This window comes from Rhodospirillaceae bacterium (genome assembly GCA_028819475.1).
Taxonomy (GTDB): Bacteria; Pseudomonadota; Alphaproteobacteria; order Bin65; family Bin65; genus Bin65.
On record JAPPLJ010000048.1, the window covers coordinates 43,762 to 58,362 of the forward strand.

Here is a 14,601-nt window from a genome sequence, read left to right on the forward strand (position 1 = left end):
TCGTTAAAGTCCCGAACAATCAGTCATCCGAATATTTCATACCTAAATCAATTTTCCGCGCCGGCCGCCGGTCGATCCAGCACGGCCAGCATTTCCGGTACCCGGCCGAACTTGCGGCGCGGTGCCGGCGGGGTTGCGGCGGCTTCCTCGGCGGCCTCGATCCGCTTCCAGTCGTCGAATGGCACATAGCGGATATTGTGGGCTTGCAGATGCTTTTCCAGCGCCTGGCGGCCGGGCTTGCCGGACCCGTTGCCGCAATCGCCGGCGATCTGCTCCGCCGCGGTCGCGCCGTCCGGCTTGTTGGAGCCGATCACGCCGGACGGGCCGCGCTTGATCCAGCCGACCGCATAGAGGCCGGGCTCGATCCGCCCATCGCTGTTGCGGCTCCGGCCGCCGTCGAAGGGCACGCCGTCGACCGGCTCGGAAAAGTAGCCGATCGCCGGGATCACCAGCCCGCAGGCGATGTCGAAGGTCTCGCCGGTGCCGACCGCCCTTCCGTCCTCGATCCGCGTCCGCTCCATCCGGATGCCCTCGACCCGCGCGCCGCCGAGGATCTCGACCGGGCTGGCGCAGAAGCGGAAATGCACCCGCTTGGCCCGGCCGCCGGGCTCCATGCCCGAGAAGTCGCGCAGCGTCGCCAGGTTGCGCCGGATCATGCGCAGGTCGCGGTCGCTCATCGTCGCGGCGGTTTCCTCCGGCACGTCCTCCGGCACCTCGGCCGGGTCGAGGACCGGCGCGCTGTCCTCCAGCTGGCCCATCTCGCGCAGCTCGACATTGCTGAACTTGGCGTGGTGGGCGGCGCGCCGGCCGAACATGTAGACGTCGCGGATCGGCGCGGCATGGATCGCCGCGGCGGCATAGTCGGTGAGGTCGGTCGCCGCCATTTCATCCGGCGTCTTGGTCAGCACCCGGGCGACGTCGACGGCGACATTGCCGACTCCGATCACGGCGACCGTCCCGGTATCGAGCGGCGGGTCGAGATCGCGGAAATCCGGATGGCCGTTGTACCAGCCGACGAAGGCGGCGACGCCGAGCACGCCGGCCTTGTCGTCGCCGGGGATGCCGAGGCTGCGGTCGATGGCGGCGCCGGTCGCCAGGACAACGGCGTCGTACATGCCGCGCAGCGCATCGAGGCCGATATCTGTGCCGAGCGTGACGTTGCCGTAATAGCGGACCCGCGGGTCGCCCGCCGTCTTCTCGTAGGACCGCGCGACGTTCTTGGTCTTGGCATGGTCCGGCGCCACGCCGCCACGGATCAGCCCGTAGGGCGTCGGCAGCTTCTCGATGAAGTCGATCTCGACCGCTTCCACCGAGCGCAGCAGGGAATCGGCCGTGTAAAATCCGCTCGGCCCGGAGCCGACGATCGCGACGCGGAGCGTCATCCTGTCAATTCGCCGTTGAAATCGTTCTCGTGCCGGATGGCGCGCGGCTGGCAAGCTAGTGCGTGCGCGCCTGTCTTGTGAAGCCCCTTTGTTGGCCCCTTCGCCGGCCCCGCCGTTTGCGAGGCGGCCGGGACGGGCAAACGACCGGGCGTCCGGTCCGGCCGGTCGCGTCAGTTCAGCCGGAGCACGCCGTCGACGAAGCGGAATTCCGCCGGCCGGACCAGCTGCCGGGACGCGACGCGCACGACATGCAGCGCGCCCTCCAGATTCTCCTCCCAGAAGCACAGGAACCGGCCCAGCTTCGGGAAGCGCGGCGCGATGTCCAGGCCCTGCCAGACATAGGTCTGCAACAGGGCGGGATGATCGGGCAGGCGGTAGATGATCTCGGCGGTGGTCAGCCGGTGCCCCTGCAACTGTCGCAGCAGGCCCGGCGCGGCCGGCGGGCTGCGCGATCCCAGTTCGGTGCCCATGCCGTCCTCCCCGCTTGCCGTATCAGGGACGCAAGCTTAACAGACGGACATTAATTCAACAATATCAATGATTTAGCAGCGTTCCGATGGGAGTGCTGATAGTGCGCGAGAGCGCTCCTCCCGAAGCAAAGATTAAGGACACTATGTTAGGATGATGCCCAATCGTTCAGTTTGCAGGTAGGCTCACGATACTCGGTTGCAGTAGCAGATCGTCATCCAATGGGCGTTGAGCCGGTTATCTGCAACGGGCCGTCAGATCAAGTATCAAGCGTTAGGTAGCGCATTACCGTCCTTCAAATAAAATTCTATATCTTCAATCGTTAATTGTCGGTGTTCAATTCCATCACACATCTCGAATTCATCGTCGCTCACTTCTTTGAACATTCGACTAGTTTGTCCTTTTGTCATGTCGTAGACGTTTATGTGGCATTCGTCGCCCGTTGATGATGGCTCACGGGTGAATCTTGCGTTTTCCGGAAATTCGGATGCTGGTATGCGCCAGAAAATGACGGGATGTCCGGAGATGGCCGGGTAGTAATAACGACCAATGTGTTCGCACTCGGATCCGCTTCGCTCTCTGGCACACCGTGTGTCGATGACCGATACGGCGCTCGTAGCAGAAGACCTCTGGAATACCATACTCTTAAATCTTTGCTCTCGTTGGCTAAAATGTTTTGGGTGAATAAGTCTGATAACTTCATCGACTTCCACGACATCCTCCAAAGATAATCTGTTAGTTCGTCAAACAGGATACCGTCTTTTTCGAATCTAGTATCTTGCTCAACTCTATGCTCAATTTCCAAATTACCATCGGCACTGCAAAATATCTCGAGAATGTCATCGGCATAGTATCCAGATACCAAAATACCTCCGCTAACATCAGGAAAAACTTCAATTTCATCCGCGTTATTTCTGACAAGTAGTGAGCTGATGGAGCGTGCCAAATTTACTGCAGTTTGCGTTGCGGCGCGTCCATCGCCATAGTGCCAACCATCAGCCAAATCCAAAAATGACAAAATCCGACGCGAAATAAAGTCGTCTGTAGGGTCGGAGAAGTTCACGACTCGGTACAGTGAGGGCAACAACTCTATTCCTTCTCTCTTAAAGATTGATTTTGAATTTCTAAAAGTGCGGGCCGAATATCATGCATCGTCATAATATTATGGTCAGTCGCTTTTTCAAAATCGGCAACAGCTCGACTCAATTCAGCTGCAAATGTCTTTGCTGTTGTGAACGACATATGGAGTGCGCACAACCGTTCACCATTTCGCATAAGAAGCGCGGTCATGTCTGATAGAGAAAGCCCAATTTCAACACCATTGAAATAGATTGCTTGAAGCGCAGTATCTGTTGCGGTGGAAGGTGGCGTAGAGTACGCTGAGCCGGTTTCAACAGTTTCGTCTAATCCCGTTTCACTCATGCGTAGGGCTCTTTCGATATTCAAATGACGCGAATTGCAACTCAGTCGCGCTGAGATGCTGGCGGCGAATTGGTGTCAGTCATCATCGCCTTCCAAGGCGATGATGACTTGCTAGAGGAGAGAAGGGCAGCCAAAACCAGTGTGTCAAGGTAAACATATCATGAATCTTTCTGCATTTCTACCCCAATTTAGCGAATAAAGAGTCCTGCCGGCCGCCGGCTAAAGCCTCACATACTCATAGTCGACCGGGTTGTTGTTGATGCCGCGGTCGGGCGGGGCAATCCAGCCGGCCATCCGGCCCGGCGCGGTCACCTGCTTCATCAGGCTCTTGATGTGGGTCCGGTCGGCCTCCGACGGGATCCAGTCGTTTATCCGGCTTTCGTAGGCCTCTTTCGAGACCGGCGTGCCGTCGGGCGCGAAATGGAAGCCGGCGAAGGGGCCGACCGTTCGGCGGAAGCGGTCCGACGGCAGGCTGAATTGGAGATCGACCCCGGCCTTCCGGATCATCCGGTTCCAGCGCGTGATGCCGATATCGCAGTCATTGGAATAGCCCTTGCGGGCGACCAGGTTCATGGCGTTGCGCGTCGGGATTTCGATTTCCCGCACGCCGGCGCCGTCCTCGGTCGGCTCCTCGATGCGGTAGAGCGTGTCGGCTTCCAGATGGTCCTCGAACCGGTCCTCGTCCGGCCGGCCCTTGAGGCCGTTGGCGAAATAGGCCGCGGCGTTGGTCGAGCGGTCGGCGCCGAACAGGTCGAGGGAGGAGGAGTACCAGTAGTTGATGTATTTCTGGACCAGGCCGAGATCGATCGCGCCGTGGTCGCGGATGCGCTGCGGGTCGTCGGTGTTCAACTCCTGCATGACCTCCAGCGCCCGCCGGATGACCCGGCCGAGGCCGGTCTCGCCGACGAACATGTGGTGGGCTTCCTCGGTCAGCATGAAGCGGCAGGTGCGCGACAGCGGATCGAAGGCGCTCTCGGCCAGCATCTTGAGCTGGAACTTGCCGTCCCGGTCGGTGAAGTAGGTGAAGCTGAAGAACGACATCCAGTCGTCGATCGGCTCGTTGAAGGTCGTCAGGATGCGCGGGTTGTTGACGTCGCCGGAATGGCGCTCCAGCAGGTCTTCGGCCTCCTCGCGTCCGTCGCGGCCGAAATGGGCGTGCAGCAGGTAAACCATGGCCCAGAGGTGCCGGCCTTCCTCGACGTTGACCTGGAACAGGTTGCGCATGTCGTAGAGCGACGGGCAGGTGTAGGCGAGCATGCGCTGCTGTTCGACTGAAGCAGGCTCGGTATCGCCCTGGGTGACGATCAGGCGGCGCAGATCGGAGCGGAACTCGCCCGGCACCTGCTGCCACACCGGCTGGCCGAAACTGTCGCCGAAGCCGATGGTGCGGTCCTCCGTCTTGTCGGCCAGGAAGATGCCCCAGCGGTAGTCCGGCATCTTGACGTGGCCGTAGGTCGCCCAGCCCTTGGCGTCGACCGAGGTCGCCGTGCGCAGGTAGACGTCCCGGGCCTGGAAATCGCCGTCCGGGCCCATCTCGCCCCACCAGTTCAGGAAGGCAGGCTGCCAGCGCTCCAGCGCGCGCTGGAGCTGGCGGTCGGCGCTCAGGTCGACGTTGTTGGGAATCTTCTCGGCGTAGTTGATCGACATGAACGGGATCCTCGGGCTGGGTGTTCCTGATCGGGCGGCGTTACACGCGCTGCCATTTGAAGCTGGGTTTGGTGCCGGTGCCGTAGAGCTTGAGCGCGCCCTGGTCGCCGACCGCGTTGGGCCGGATGAAGATCCAGTTCTGCCAGGCGGTCAGCCGGCCGAACACCTTGGTGGCCATGGTTTCCCGGCCGCCGAAGCGCAGGCTGGCCTCCATGCCGGTGAGCGCGTCGGGCGACAGGCTGGCGCGCTCCTCGATCGCGAGGCGCACCTCGTCCTCCCAGTCCAGTTCGTCCGGCGCAAAGGTGACGAGGCCCAGGTCTGCGGCGTCTGCGGGGCCGATGGGCTCGCCGGTCCGCGCGCGGGCGTCGGCCTCGGCGTCAGCGTCCCCCTGGTAATGCGCCGCGATCCGGGTCAGGCCGTTCGGCATCGGGAACAGGCCGAAATTCGTTTCGTCGAGCAGGATGGCCGGCGAGTTCTCCGGCTCTTCCTGGTCGTCCAGCATGTAGGAGCGGTCGGCGGCGAGCAGCAGTTCGGCCAGGATCCCGGCGAAGGCCGTGCCGGTGTCCGCGATGGCGAACAGGCTGCGCGAGGAGACGTCGAGGCGCGCCAGCGTCCGCTTGAGATACTGGACCGTCTCGTTGACGAACCAGTTGTCCCGGTTTTCGAGCAGCGACCGGCCGGCCGCGAGAATCGCCGCGGAGTCGCCCTCGGCGCGCAGCAGCCACAGGCCGATGTCGATGTTGTTGGTGCGCAGCATCAGGATTGCGTCGTCCAGTTCCCGCGTCATCTGCAGGGCCCACCAGCCGGCGCCCGCGGCCTCGATCTCCGCGGCCGTCGCCGGCGGCGCGCCGGCCGGGCCGCGCACCGTCAGCGTCGCGGTCCGGTCGGCCGAGTTGAGCGCCACGTCGACGAATTCGTAGCGGTAGCCGTCGTCGTCGATCCGGCGGTCCAGCGGGGTCAGTTTCACGCCGGTCGCGCCGTCCGGGCGGGCGGACCGCGCGGCCAGCGCCTTCGCCCGGCCGGCGACCAGTTCGTCGAACGCGGCGGGCGGCGCATAATCGTCGATCAGCTTCCACGCCTTGGCCCGGTCGGCGCGCACGCCTTCGGAAGTCGTGCAGAACACGTCGGCCAGGTCGCGGCGCACCTTGCGCTTGTCGGTCACCCGGGTCAGGCCGCCGGTGCCGGGCAGCACGCCGAGCAACGGCACTTCCGGCAGGCTCACCGTGGAGGAGCGGTCGTTGACCATCACGATCTCATCGCAGGCGAGCGCCAGTTCGTAGCCGCCGCCGGCGCAGGCGCCGTTGACCGCCGCGAGCGATTTCAGGCCGGAGGTCTCCGACATGTCCTCGAGGCCGTTGCGGGTTTCATTGGTGAATTTGCAGAAATTCACCTTCCACCAGTGCTCGGACGCGGACAGCATGTTGATGTTGGCGCCGGCGCAGAACACCCGGTCCTTGCCGCTGGTGACGACAACCACCTTGACCGACGGATGCTCGAAGCGGATGCGCTGCAGGGCGTCGGACAGTTCCATGTCCACGCCAAGGTCGTAGGAATTCAGCTTCAGCGTGTAGCCGGGCTTCAGCCCGCCGTCCTCGGCGACGTCCAGGGTCAGCCGCGCGACGTCGCCGTCGATATCGATCGACCAGTGTTTGTAGTCGCCGGGCGCCCGGTCATACAGCACGATGTTCTCGGTCATGGTCGCTCCCCGGCACAGCCGTTCCGCACGCGGCGGGTTGTTCGGTCCGATCTATGCAATATAATGCATAATATTCTCGATGCAAGCAATATTATTCGATGTTTCGTCGCGCATCGTTCAGCGCCAGGCCAAGGGCGTTCAACGCCGCTTCCGCCGAACGGTGCGAGGTGTCGAGCGTGACATCCGCCCGCGCGTAGAGGGCGTGCCGCGTCTCGAGGATGCGCTCCAGATCGGCCATCGCCTCGCCGCTGTTCTCCATCGGGCGGGTGTCGCCCTGTTCGCGCACCCGGCGCATATGGTCCTCCGGCGTCGCCTGCAGCCAGACGGTGAAACATTCCTCGAGCAGCCGCTCGTAGGTTTCCGGCTCCGAAACGATGCTGCCGCCGGTCGCGATCACGCATTCGGCATGCGCCGCCAGCGCATCTTCGAGCGCCCGGCGCTCGTAGCGGCGATAGGCGGCCTGGCCGGACAGGTCGAATATCTGGTCGACCGGCATGCCGGCTGTTCGCTCAACCTCGCGCGCCATTTCGATAAAGGGCACGCCCTGGCGCTGCGCCAGCGCCGCGCCGAGCGTCGATTTGCCGGCGCCGCGCAGGCCGGTCAGCGCGATCCGGTCCATCCGGTCCGCCCGCTTGCCAAGGCCGAGCGCATCGGTCAGCAGGCGGTTGGCGTGCGCCAGGTCATCGGGTTGCAGGCGTTCCAGCTTGCGAATGAGCAACGTCAGGTCGACCGGCCGTTCGGCGCCCTCGCGCACCAGGTCGGCCAGCGGCACACTCATCGCGCCGGCGACGTTGCGCAGCAGGGCGATCGAAATATTGCCCTTGCCGGCCTCGAGCTGGGCCAGATAGCGTTCCGACACGCCCGAGGCGCGGGACAGGATCCGGCGCGACATGCCGCGGCGCGCGCGGGCCGCCCGGACGCGCTCGCCCAGCTGCGTCAGGAAAACGTCCGGCGTCGTGCGGTCCTGCGCTTCCGGGTCGGGCCGGGCGTCGGAGGATTGAGCGGAAATATCCATGATACGGAACCGGTATCGGAGTCTGGCCAGAATATATGCAATATAATGCTTGAAATCAAGATGTATCGGTTCTATGTTGCGCATCGTTCGCCGCCCGGCTGCACACCGGCGGGATCGGCCAGGACAGCGGCCAGGACAGCGCAGGCCCGCCCGCCGGAGGCCGGCACATCGAAGACATGTTGGAGCAACGGTCGTGGAACTGAAAATTCTCGTCGGTACGATGACCGGCACCGCGGAAATGGTGGCGGAGGAGATGGGCGATGCGCTCGCCGAACTCGGCCATGAGGTCGAGGTCGAGGCGATGGACGATCTCGACATCTCGGTGTTCGACGGCGGCGGCGATTTCCTGATCGTGTCCTCGACCTACGGCCAGGGCGACGTGCCGGACAACGCCATGGCGCTTTACGAGGGGCTGGTCCAGGACAAGCCGGACCTGAGCGCCGTGCGCTACGGCGTCTTCTCGCTCGGCGACATGACCTATTCGGACACGTTCAATTTCGGCGGCAAGCGGTTCGACAAGGCGCTCGAAGAGTGCGGCGCCGCGCGGATCGGCACGATCTTCACCCATGACGCCAGTTCCGGCACGATCCCCGAAGACGACGGCGTCGAATGGGTCAAGGAGTGGATCGGAAATTTTAGCGAAGCCCGCGCTCTCGCCGCCTGACCGGCATCGCGGGGCGGCGCGGGCGTAACTCGTCCCCGGCCGGGGCCGGCGGCAGAAGCGGGCGTTCTCAGACCAGCGCTTCGATCACCCGGTCCGGCGGCTTGTGGCCGTCGACGAAGGTCTTGATGTTGACGATGACCTTCTCGCCCATGTCGATCCGGCCGTCGATCGTCGCCGATCCCATGTGCGGCAGCAGCACGACATTGTCGAGGCCGAGCAGCTTCGGGTTGACCGCCGGCTCGTGCTCGAACACGTCCAGCCCGGCGCCGGCGACCTCGCCGTTGGCCAGCATCCGGGTCAGCGCATTCTCGTCGATCACCTCGCCGCGCGCCGTGTTGACCACGATGGCGTGGGGCTTGAGCAGCTTGAGGCGCCGTGCCGACAGCAGGTGATAGGTCGCCGGGGTGTGCGGGCAGTTGACCGACAGGATGTCCATATGGGCGAGCATCTGGTCGAAGCTCTCCCAGAATGTCGCTTCGAGTTCGCCTTCCGTCGCGGCGTCGAGGCGCCGCCGGTTGTGATAATGCACCGACAGGCCGAAGCCCCGGGCGCGGCGCGCCAGCGCCCGGCCGATCCGGCCCATGCCCAGGATGCCCAGGCGCTTGCCCCATATCCGGTGGCCGAGCATGGTCGTCGGGCCCCAGCCCTTCCATTCACCCGAGCGCATCAGCCGCTCGCCTTCGGCGACCCGGCGCGACACGGCGAGGATCAGCGCCATCGTCATGTCCGCCGTGTCCTCGGTCAGCACGCCGGGCGTGTTGGTCACCGTGATGCCGCGCTCGCGCGCCGTGGCGAGATCGATATGGTCGACGCCGGTGCCGAAGGAGGCGATCAGGCGCAGCCGCGGCCCCGCCTGGGCCATGATCCCCTTGTCGATCCTGTCGGTCACGGTCGGCACCAGCACGTCGGCCATCTTGCAGGCCTCGATCAGCTCGGCGCCCGTCATCGGCTGGTCGTCGCGGTTCAGGCGCGTGTCGAACAGCTCCATCATGCGGGTTTCGATGGGGTCCGGCAGCTTGCGGGTCACGACGACGACCGGCTTTTCCTGCGCCATGGCGCTCCTCGTTTCATCCGGCGGGGCGAATCGGGCTGTGCCTCTGCCGCCGAAGATTGTGGGTAACAAGGGGCCATGGCGATGTCCAGCGTGCAGCGGCCTGCCGCTTGACGCGGGTTGCCGCGGATCGCATACCGCCGGCATGTCTGCGCGCCGCCTCGCCTGTGTCTGCGCCCTGCTCGCCGCGCTCCCGCTGGCGCCATTGTGGCCGGACGGTGCCGGCCCGTTCGGCGCGGGGCTGTTCGGGGTGGGGCCGGCCCTGGCGTCGAAGCTGAAGGTGCCGCGCTTCGTCTCGCTGCGCTTCGGCACCGTCAACCTGCGCACCGGCCCCGGCCGCAAATACCCGATCGAGTGGGTCTACAAGCGGCGCGGCCTGCCGGTCGAGGTGATCCGCGACCTCGATACCTGGCGGCGGGTGCGCGACCGCTGGGGCACGGTCGGCTGGATCCATGTCAGCAACCTGATGGGCCGGCGCACCGTGCTGATCGAGGCGCAGACCGTCCTGCTGCGCAACGGGCCGCAGGATGCGTCCGCCGCCGTCGCCAGGGCGGAAGCCGGCGCGATCGCCCAGCTCAGGAAATGCGCCGGCGCCTGGTGCCGGATTTCCGCCGAAGGCCACACCGGCTGGGTCCGGCGCACTGCGATCTGGGGCGTCCACGAAAAGGACGACGGCCGCTGAGGGCGCGCCGGGCGACCGCCGCTTCGAGCGAAGCAAATCCACGCCCGTCATATCGACCGAAGCAGTCCGGAGGACTGCGGAGCGGAGATATCTTTCACTCGCGGTGCCGGGCCGAAGCGCCTGCGCAGAAAGATTTCTCCACTACATGGTCCTGCGGACCATTCCGGTCGAAATGACGGGAATGGGAATTACCGGCCGTTCCGTTCGGAACGGCGGATCGGCGAAAGCGCCTAATCCGCTTCCAGCTCGGAATCCCAATAGAGGTAGTCCGCCCAGCTTTCGTGCAGGAAGTTGGGCGGGAAGCTGCGGCCGTTGTTCTGCAGGTAGTGGTTGGTCGGCACCCGGGGCATACGCCGGGGCCGGATGCCGCTTTCCTTCGGCACCCGGTTGCCCTTGCGCAGGTTGCAGGGCGCGCAGGCGGTGACGATGTTCTCCCACTGGGTCCGGCCGCCGCGCGAGCGCGGGATGACATGGTCGAAGGTCAGTTCCTGTGTCGAACCGGGAACGCCGCAATACTGGCAGGTGAACCTGTCGCGCAGGAACACGTTGAAGCGCGTGAAGGCCGGCCGCCGGTTCGCCGGGATATACTGCTTGAGCGAGATCACGCTGGGCAGCGCCATCTCGACCGACGGCGAGCGCACCGTGCGGTCGTATTCCGACAGGACGATCACCCGGTCGAGGAAGACGGCCTTGATCGCCTCCTGCCACGACCAGAGCGACAGGGGGAAATAGCTGAGCGGCCGGAAATCCGCGTTCAGGACCAGGGCAGGGCAGGCGTTCAGCGCTACGGTCATGGCGTTTCGTCGATCCTGCCGGCGGGCTGTCCGGTTCGGTCTGTCCGGTTGGGGGCGCCGGGCTATCCGGTTGCCGGCGTGTCGCCCGGCCGTCCGTGACGGGCCGGTGACAATCGCCGAACCATTCCCCAGGGTATTGCGGGTGCGGGTTTCATCGCCGCACTGTCTATCGGCTGAGGCCGACCGGCGCAACCCGGCGAAACCGCCGGTAGCGTCCCGGCCGGAACGGCGGGGAACGAACGGGTTCGGTCCGCCGCCGCGCGTCAGACCGGGACACGACCCGCCCTAGACGGGAAGGCTGTCGTCGCCGCTCCGGCGGGCGGGGCGGGTTTCGCTGAAATAGCGCCACAGCAGATGGGCGACCGCGCCGCGCCAGGGCCGCCAGATTTCGGCGCGCTCCAGGAGCCCGCCCGGCGCCGGGCGTTCCGGCAAGCCGAACAGGCGCTGCGCCGCGGTCAGCAGCGCCAGGTCGCCGGCCGGCAGCACGTCGCGCCGGCCGAGCGCGAACAGGAGATAGACTTCCGCCGTCCAGCGGCCGATGCCCTTGACCGCGACAAGGGCGGCGACCGCGTCTTCGTCCGGCAGCCCCTCCAGCCGGTCGAGATCGAGCGCACCGGATTCGCACCCTTCGGCGAGCGCCCGGGCATAGCGGATCTTCGGCCCGCTGAGGCCGAGGGCGCGCAGGGTTGCATCGTCGAGCGCCAGCAGCGCCCCCGGCGCGACCGGGCGGACCGCCGCTTCGAGCCGGCCCCAGATCGCGCCGGCGCTGGCGACCGAAAGCTGCTGGCCGACAATGGCGCGCAGCAGGGCGGCGAAACCGGGCTCGCGCCGGCGCAGTTCGGGATAGCCGGCCTCGGCAAGCGCCCGCGCCACGGCCGGGCAGCGCCGGGCCGTTTCGTCCAGCCCGGCGACCAGGCTTTGCTCGGTCAGTTCGCGCATGGCTCTGCTATAACCGCGCGCACCGGCCGCCGCCAGCCGGCACGCAGGACGCCGGGAAAGGAGATCCCGCATTTCGCCCGTCACCCGCTTCGCGCCGAGCCCGACCGGCCATCTCCATCTCGGCCATGCCTGGTCCGCCTGGCAGGCCTGGCGCCGCGCCCGGGACGGCGATGGGGACGCGGGCGGGGGCGGGCGCTTCCTGCTGCGCATCGAGGATATCGACACCGGGCGCTGCCGGCCGGAATACGAAGCGGCGATTTTCGAGGACCTCGCCTGGCTCGGCCTGGAGTGGGAACGGCCGGTGTTGCGCCAGTCGGAGCATTTCGGCCGCTACCGGGCGGCGCTGGCGGCGATCCGGGAACAGGGCCTCGCCTATCCCTGCTTTTGCACCCGGGCCGACATCCGCCGCGAGATCGAGGCCGCCGGCGGCGCGCCCCACGGCCCGCCCGGCAGTTCGCCCGACAACCCGGTCGCGAACCCGCCTGACAGTCGACAAGCGCCGGGCGGCGGCCTGCGCTACCCGGGCACCTGCCGCGGTCTCCCGGCGGCGGAAACCGACGCGCGGATCGAACGCGGCGAGCCTCATGCCTGGCGGCTCGATACGGTGGCGGCCGCCGACCGGTTCGGCGCTTTGATCTGGCGCGACGAGGCGGCGGGCGATGTTACAGCCGATCCGGCGGTCTTCGGCGATGTCGTCCTCGCGCGCAAGGACGTCCCGACCAGCTACCATCTCGCCGTCACGGTGGACGACGCCCGGCAGGGCGTCACCCTGGTCGTGCGCGGCGAAGACCTGTTCGCCGCCACCCACATCCACCGGCTGCTCCAGGCCATCCTCGGCCTGCCGGCGCCGGCCTACGTCCACCATCCGCTGCTGCTGGACGCCGGGGGCAAGCGCTTCGCCAAACGCGACCGGTCCCTGACGATCCGCAGCCTGCGGGAGCGGGGGCTGTCGCCCTCGGAAGTCATCGTGATGGCGGAGAATTGGCGGCGGTCCTATGAGCCGTACGCCCAAGAATGACATTTCTCCGCCCGATACGGCAGCTTGACGAAAGTGCGGCAATGCCGCATTCAATCGCTTGCCCGCATTTTTCACAAGACTTGTCGCCCCGGCCCCCGAGCCGGGGCCCAGAGCCACAGGGCAAAGCGGCGGATACGAATCCGGGTGACGGCAACGATCCGCGGTGCGGATTGGATTGCAGGACTGCGGAAACCCAGTCCCCCTCTCCGGACGCACCGCCCATCGTGCGCTTCTGGACCCCGGCTCGGGGGCCGGGGTAACATGATTCTTTGTGTTAACCTGCTATCGCGAAAGAATTTTCTTGCACATAAATCCTGGATACCCCGATTTCTTGCAAGAAATCCGGATTAATGCAGATTTTCTCCACGCGCATGAGTGAGCGTACCATTTGCAAGTTGATGACCAAGCAGACCCGCGACGACCTGACTCCGGCAGACGTCAAGGCTCTGTCGCGCCTTGTGGCAACAATTCGGAAGGAGGCGGGGAAGCGATGACGGCAGAACGAAGCGAACTCGGGCGCGAGATCGAAACGGCGCTGGAAGAAGTGCTCGCCCATGCTCGCGGCGAAGCGACCCTCCCCTGCCGGATTGTCGACGATCCCACCGTCGAACGGATTGTCGCCGTCCGCAGGCGGTTGCGGCTGAGCCGGCAGAAATTTGCCGACCGGTTCGGTCTCGACGCCCGTGCGGTGCAGGATTGGGAACAGGGTCGCCGCGTCCCCGACCGGGCGGCCCGTGTGCTGCTGACCGTTATAGACCGGGATCCCGACGCCGTGGTCAGGGCGCTTCGCGCGGACGGCGCGGAGGAAGCGCGGGACGCTCTCCCGGCATCGTAATGACGACCGGCTATTCGCCTTTCGACAGGTTTCGGTCAGCCCTCTCCGCCTCGATCAGCGCCTCCTTCCGCGTGACGCCCCAGCGGTAGCCGGCGAGGCCGCCGTCGCTGCGTTTGGCGCGGTGGCAGGGGATGACGATGGAGACCGGATTGGTCGCACAGGCCCGGCCGACGGCGCGCTGCGCGGCGGGCTTGCCGAGGCCGCGCGCGATCTCGCTGTAGGTCCGGGTCTCGCCCTGCGGAATTTCGGTGAGCGCCCGCCACACCCGCTGCTGGAACGCGGTCGCCCGGACGTCGAGCGGCAGGGTCGCGCGCGGCGGCCGGCCCTCGACCCGGCGCAGCACCTCGGCGGTCCAGGCCTCCAGGATGCCGATGTCCGGGACGATCTCGGCGTGCGGGAACTCGGCGCCCAATTCGGTCAGCAGGTCTGCTTCGCTGTCGTCGAAGGCGACGAAGCAGATGCCGCGCTCGGTCGCGGCGACCAGCAGCAGGCCGAGGGCGCAGGGCGCCACCGTCCACGCGATGCGCGCGCCGGCGCCGCCCCTGCGGTAGGTGGCAGGCGTCATGCCCAGGGTGGCGTCGGAGGATTCGTAGAGCCGGCTCGACGAGCCGTAGCCCGCCTCGTAGAGCGCGCCGGTCACCTCGTCGCCCTCGCGCAGCAGGGATTTCAGCCGCTCGCGCCGCCGCTGGTCGGCATACTGCTTGGGCGACACGCCGAGCGCCTCGCTGAAGCGCTTCTGCAGCCAGGCCGGGCTGAGGCCGACATGGTCGGCGATCTCGCGCAGGGTCGGCACGCCGTCGTCGAACCCGTCGATGAAGCGGCAGGCCCGCTCGATCCGCCGGTCCTGCAGCGCCGGTGCGGACGCCGCCGGCGGATGTGCGGAATGCCGTGTTGAAATTCGGGCGGTTGCTCGGTCGTTCATGGTCGCATCCTGTCCTGCGAGCCCTTTAGCGGGCCCTTTAGCGGGTCGGGACAAAGATTGGTACAG

15 protein-coding genes are annotated in these 14,601 nt (G+C 66.1%); 4 read left to right on the plus strand and 11 right to left on the minus strand.

The window, feature by feature from the left end:
* Positions 1-47: 47 nt before the first annotated feature.
* From OXM58_14225 to OXM58_14255, 7 genes are all read right to left on the minus strand, one after another.
* Positions 48-1,382 (minus strand): FAD-dependent oxidoreductase, encoded by a 1,335-nt coding sequence (locus OXM58_14225; protein MDE0149524.1) that lies wholly within the window; start codon positions 1,380-1,382, stop codon positions 48-50.
* A gap of 170 nt (positions 1,383-1,552) precedes the next feature.
* A complete protein-coding gene (locus OXM58_14230; GenBank protein MDE0149525.1) occupies positions 1,553-1,852 on the minus strand; it encodes an usg protein in 300 nt (99 codons plus the stop codon).
* A gap of 419 nt (positions 1,853-2,271) precedes the next feature.
* Entirely contained in the window at positions 2,272-2,913 is a 642-nt protein-coding gene (locus OXM58_14235; protein MDE0149526.1) for a hypothetical protein, read from the minus strand.
* A 26-nt stretch (positions 2,914-2,939) separates the two neighbouring features.
* A complete protein-coding gene (locus OXM58_14240) occupies positions 2,940-3,272 on the minus strand; it encodes a hypothetical protein (protein ID MDE0149527.1) in 333 nt (110 codons plus the stop codon).
* 219 nt (positions 3,273-3,491) lie between these two features.
* Positions 3,492-4,919, minus strand: a complete 1,428-nt coding sequence (gene boxB / locus OXM58_14245) for a benzoyl-CoA 2,3-epoxidase subunit BoxB (protein MDE0149528.1) — start codon at positions 4,917-4,919, stop codon at positions 3,492-3,494.
* A 40-nt stretch (positions 4,920-4,959) separates the two neighbouring features.
* The gene (gene boxC / locus OXM58_14250; GenBank protein ID MDE0149529.1) at positions 4,960-6,615 is read right to left on the minus strand and encodes a 2,3-epoxybenzoyl-CoA dihydrolase; all 1,656 of its coding nucleotides are present in this window, start codon (positions 6,613-6,615) and stop codon (positions 4,960-4,962) included.
* Positions 6,616-6,706: 91 nt separating this feature from the next.
* A complete protein-coding gene (locus OXM58_14255) occupies positions 6,707-7,630 on the minus strand; it encodes a helix-turn-helix transcriptional regulator (protein ID MDE0149530.1) in 924 nt (307 codons plus the stop codon).
* Positions 7,631-7,823: 193 nt separating this feature from the next.
* Here OXM58_14255 and OXM58_14260 point away from each other — a divergent pair, with 193 nt between their 5' ends.
* Positions 7,824-8,294 (plus strand): flavodoxin domain-containing protein, encoded by a 471-nt coding sequence (locus OXM58_14260; GenBank protein MDE0149531.1) that lies wholly within the window; start codon positions 7,824-7,826, stop codon positions 8,292-8,294.
* 67 nt (positions 8,295-8,361) lie between these two features.
* Here the strand turns inward: OXM58_14260 and OXM58_14265 are convergent, their stop codons facing one another.
* Positions 8,362-9,348: a D-glycerate dehydrogenase gene (locus OXM58_14265; GenBank protein MDE0149532.1), complete on the minus strand. Its 987-nt coding sequence runs from the start codon at positions 9,346-9,348 to the stop codon at positions 8,362-8,364.
* Positions 9,349-9,490: 142 nt separating this feature from the next.
* Here OXM58_14265 and OXM58_14270 point away from each other — a divergent pair, with 142 nt between their 5' ends.
* A complete protein-coding gene (locus OXM58_14270) occupies positions 9,491-10,027 on the plus strand; it encodes an SH3 domain-containing protein (protein MDE0149533.1) in 537 nt (178 codons plus the stop codon).
* A gap of 230 nt (positions 10,028-10,257) precedes the next feature.
* Here the strand turns inward: OXM58_14270 and OXM58_14275 are convergent, their stop codons facing one another.
* Positions 10,258-10,821 (minus strand): HNH endonuclease, encoded by a 564-nt coding sequence (locus tag OXM58_14275; GenBank protein ID MDE0149534.1) that lies wholly within the window; start codon positions 10,819-10,821, stop codon positions 10,258-10,260.
* A gap of 285 nt (positions 10,822-11,106) precedes the next feature.
* Positions 11,107-11,760: a DNA-3-methyladenine glycosylase 2 family protein gene (locus tag OXM58_14280; GenBank protein ID MDE0149535.1), complete on the minus strand. Its 654-nt coding sequence runs from the start codon at positions 11,758-11,760 to the stop codon at positions 11,107-11,109.
* Positions 11,761-11,830: 70 nt separating this feature from the next.
* Here OXM58_14280 and gluQRS point away from each other — a divergent pair, with 70 nt between their 5' ends.
* Positions 11,831-12,778: a tRNA glutamyl-Q(34) synthetase GluQRS gene (gluQRS, locus tag OXM58_14285; protein ID MDE0149536.1), complete on the plus strand. Its 948-nt coding sequence runs from the start codon at positions 11,831-11,833 to the stop codon at positions 12,776-12,778.
* A 490-nt stretch (positions 12,779-13,268) separates the two neighbouring features.
* Positions 13,269-13,613: a transcriptional regulator gene (locus tag OXM58_14290; protein ID MDE0149537.1), complete on the plus strand. Its 345-nt coding sequence runs from the start codon at positions 13,269-13,271 to the stop codon at positions 13,611-13,613.
* A gap of 10 nt (positions 13,614-13,623) precedes the next feature.
* Here the strand turns inward: OXM58_14290 and OXM58_14295 are convergent, their stop codons facing one another.
* A complete protein-coding gene (locus tag OXM58_14295; GenBank protein MDE0149538.1) occupies positions 13,624-14,535 on the minus strand; it encodes a methylated-DNA--[protein]-cysteine S-methyltransferase in 912 nt (303 codons plus the stop codon).
* Positions 14,536-14,601: the final 66 nt, after the last annotated feature.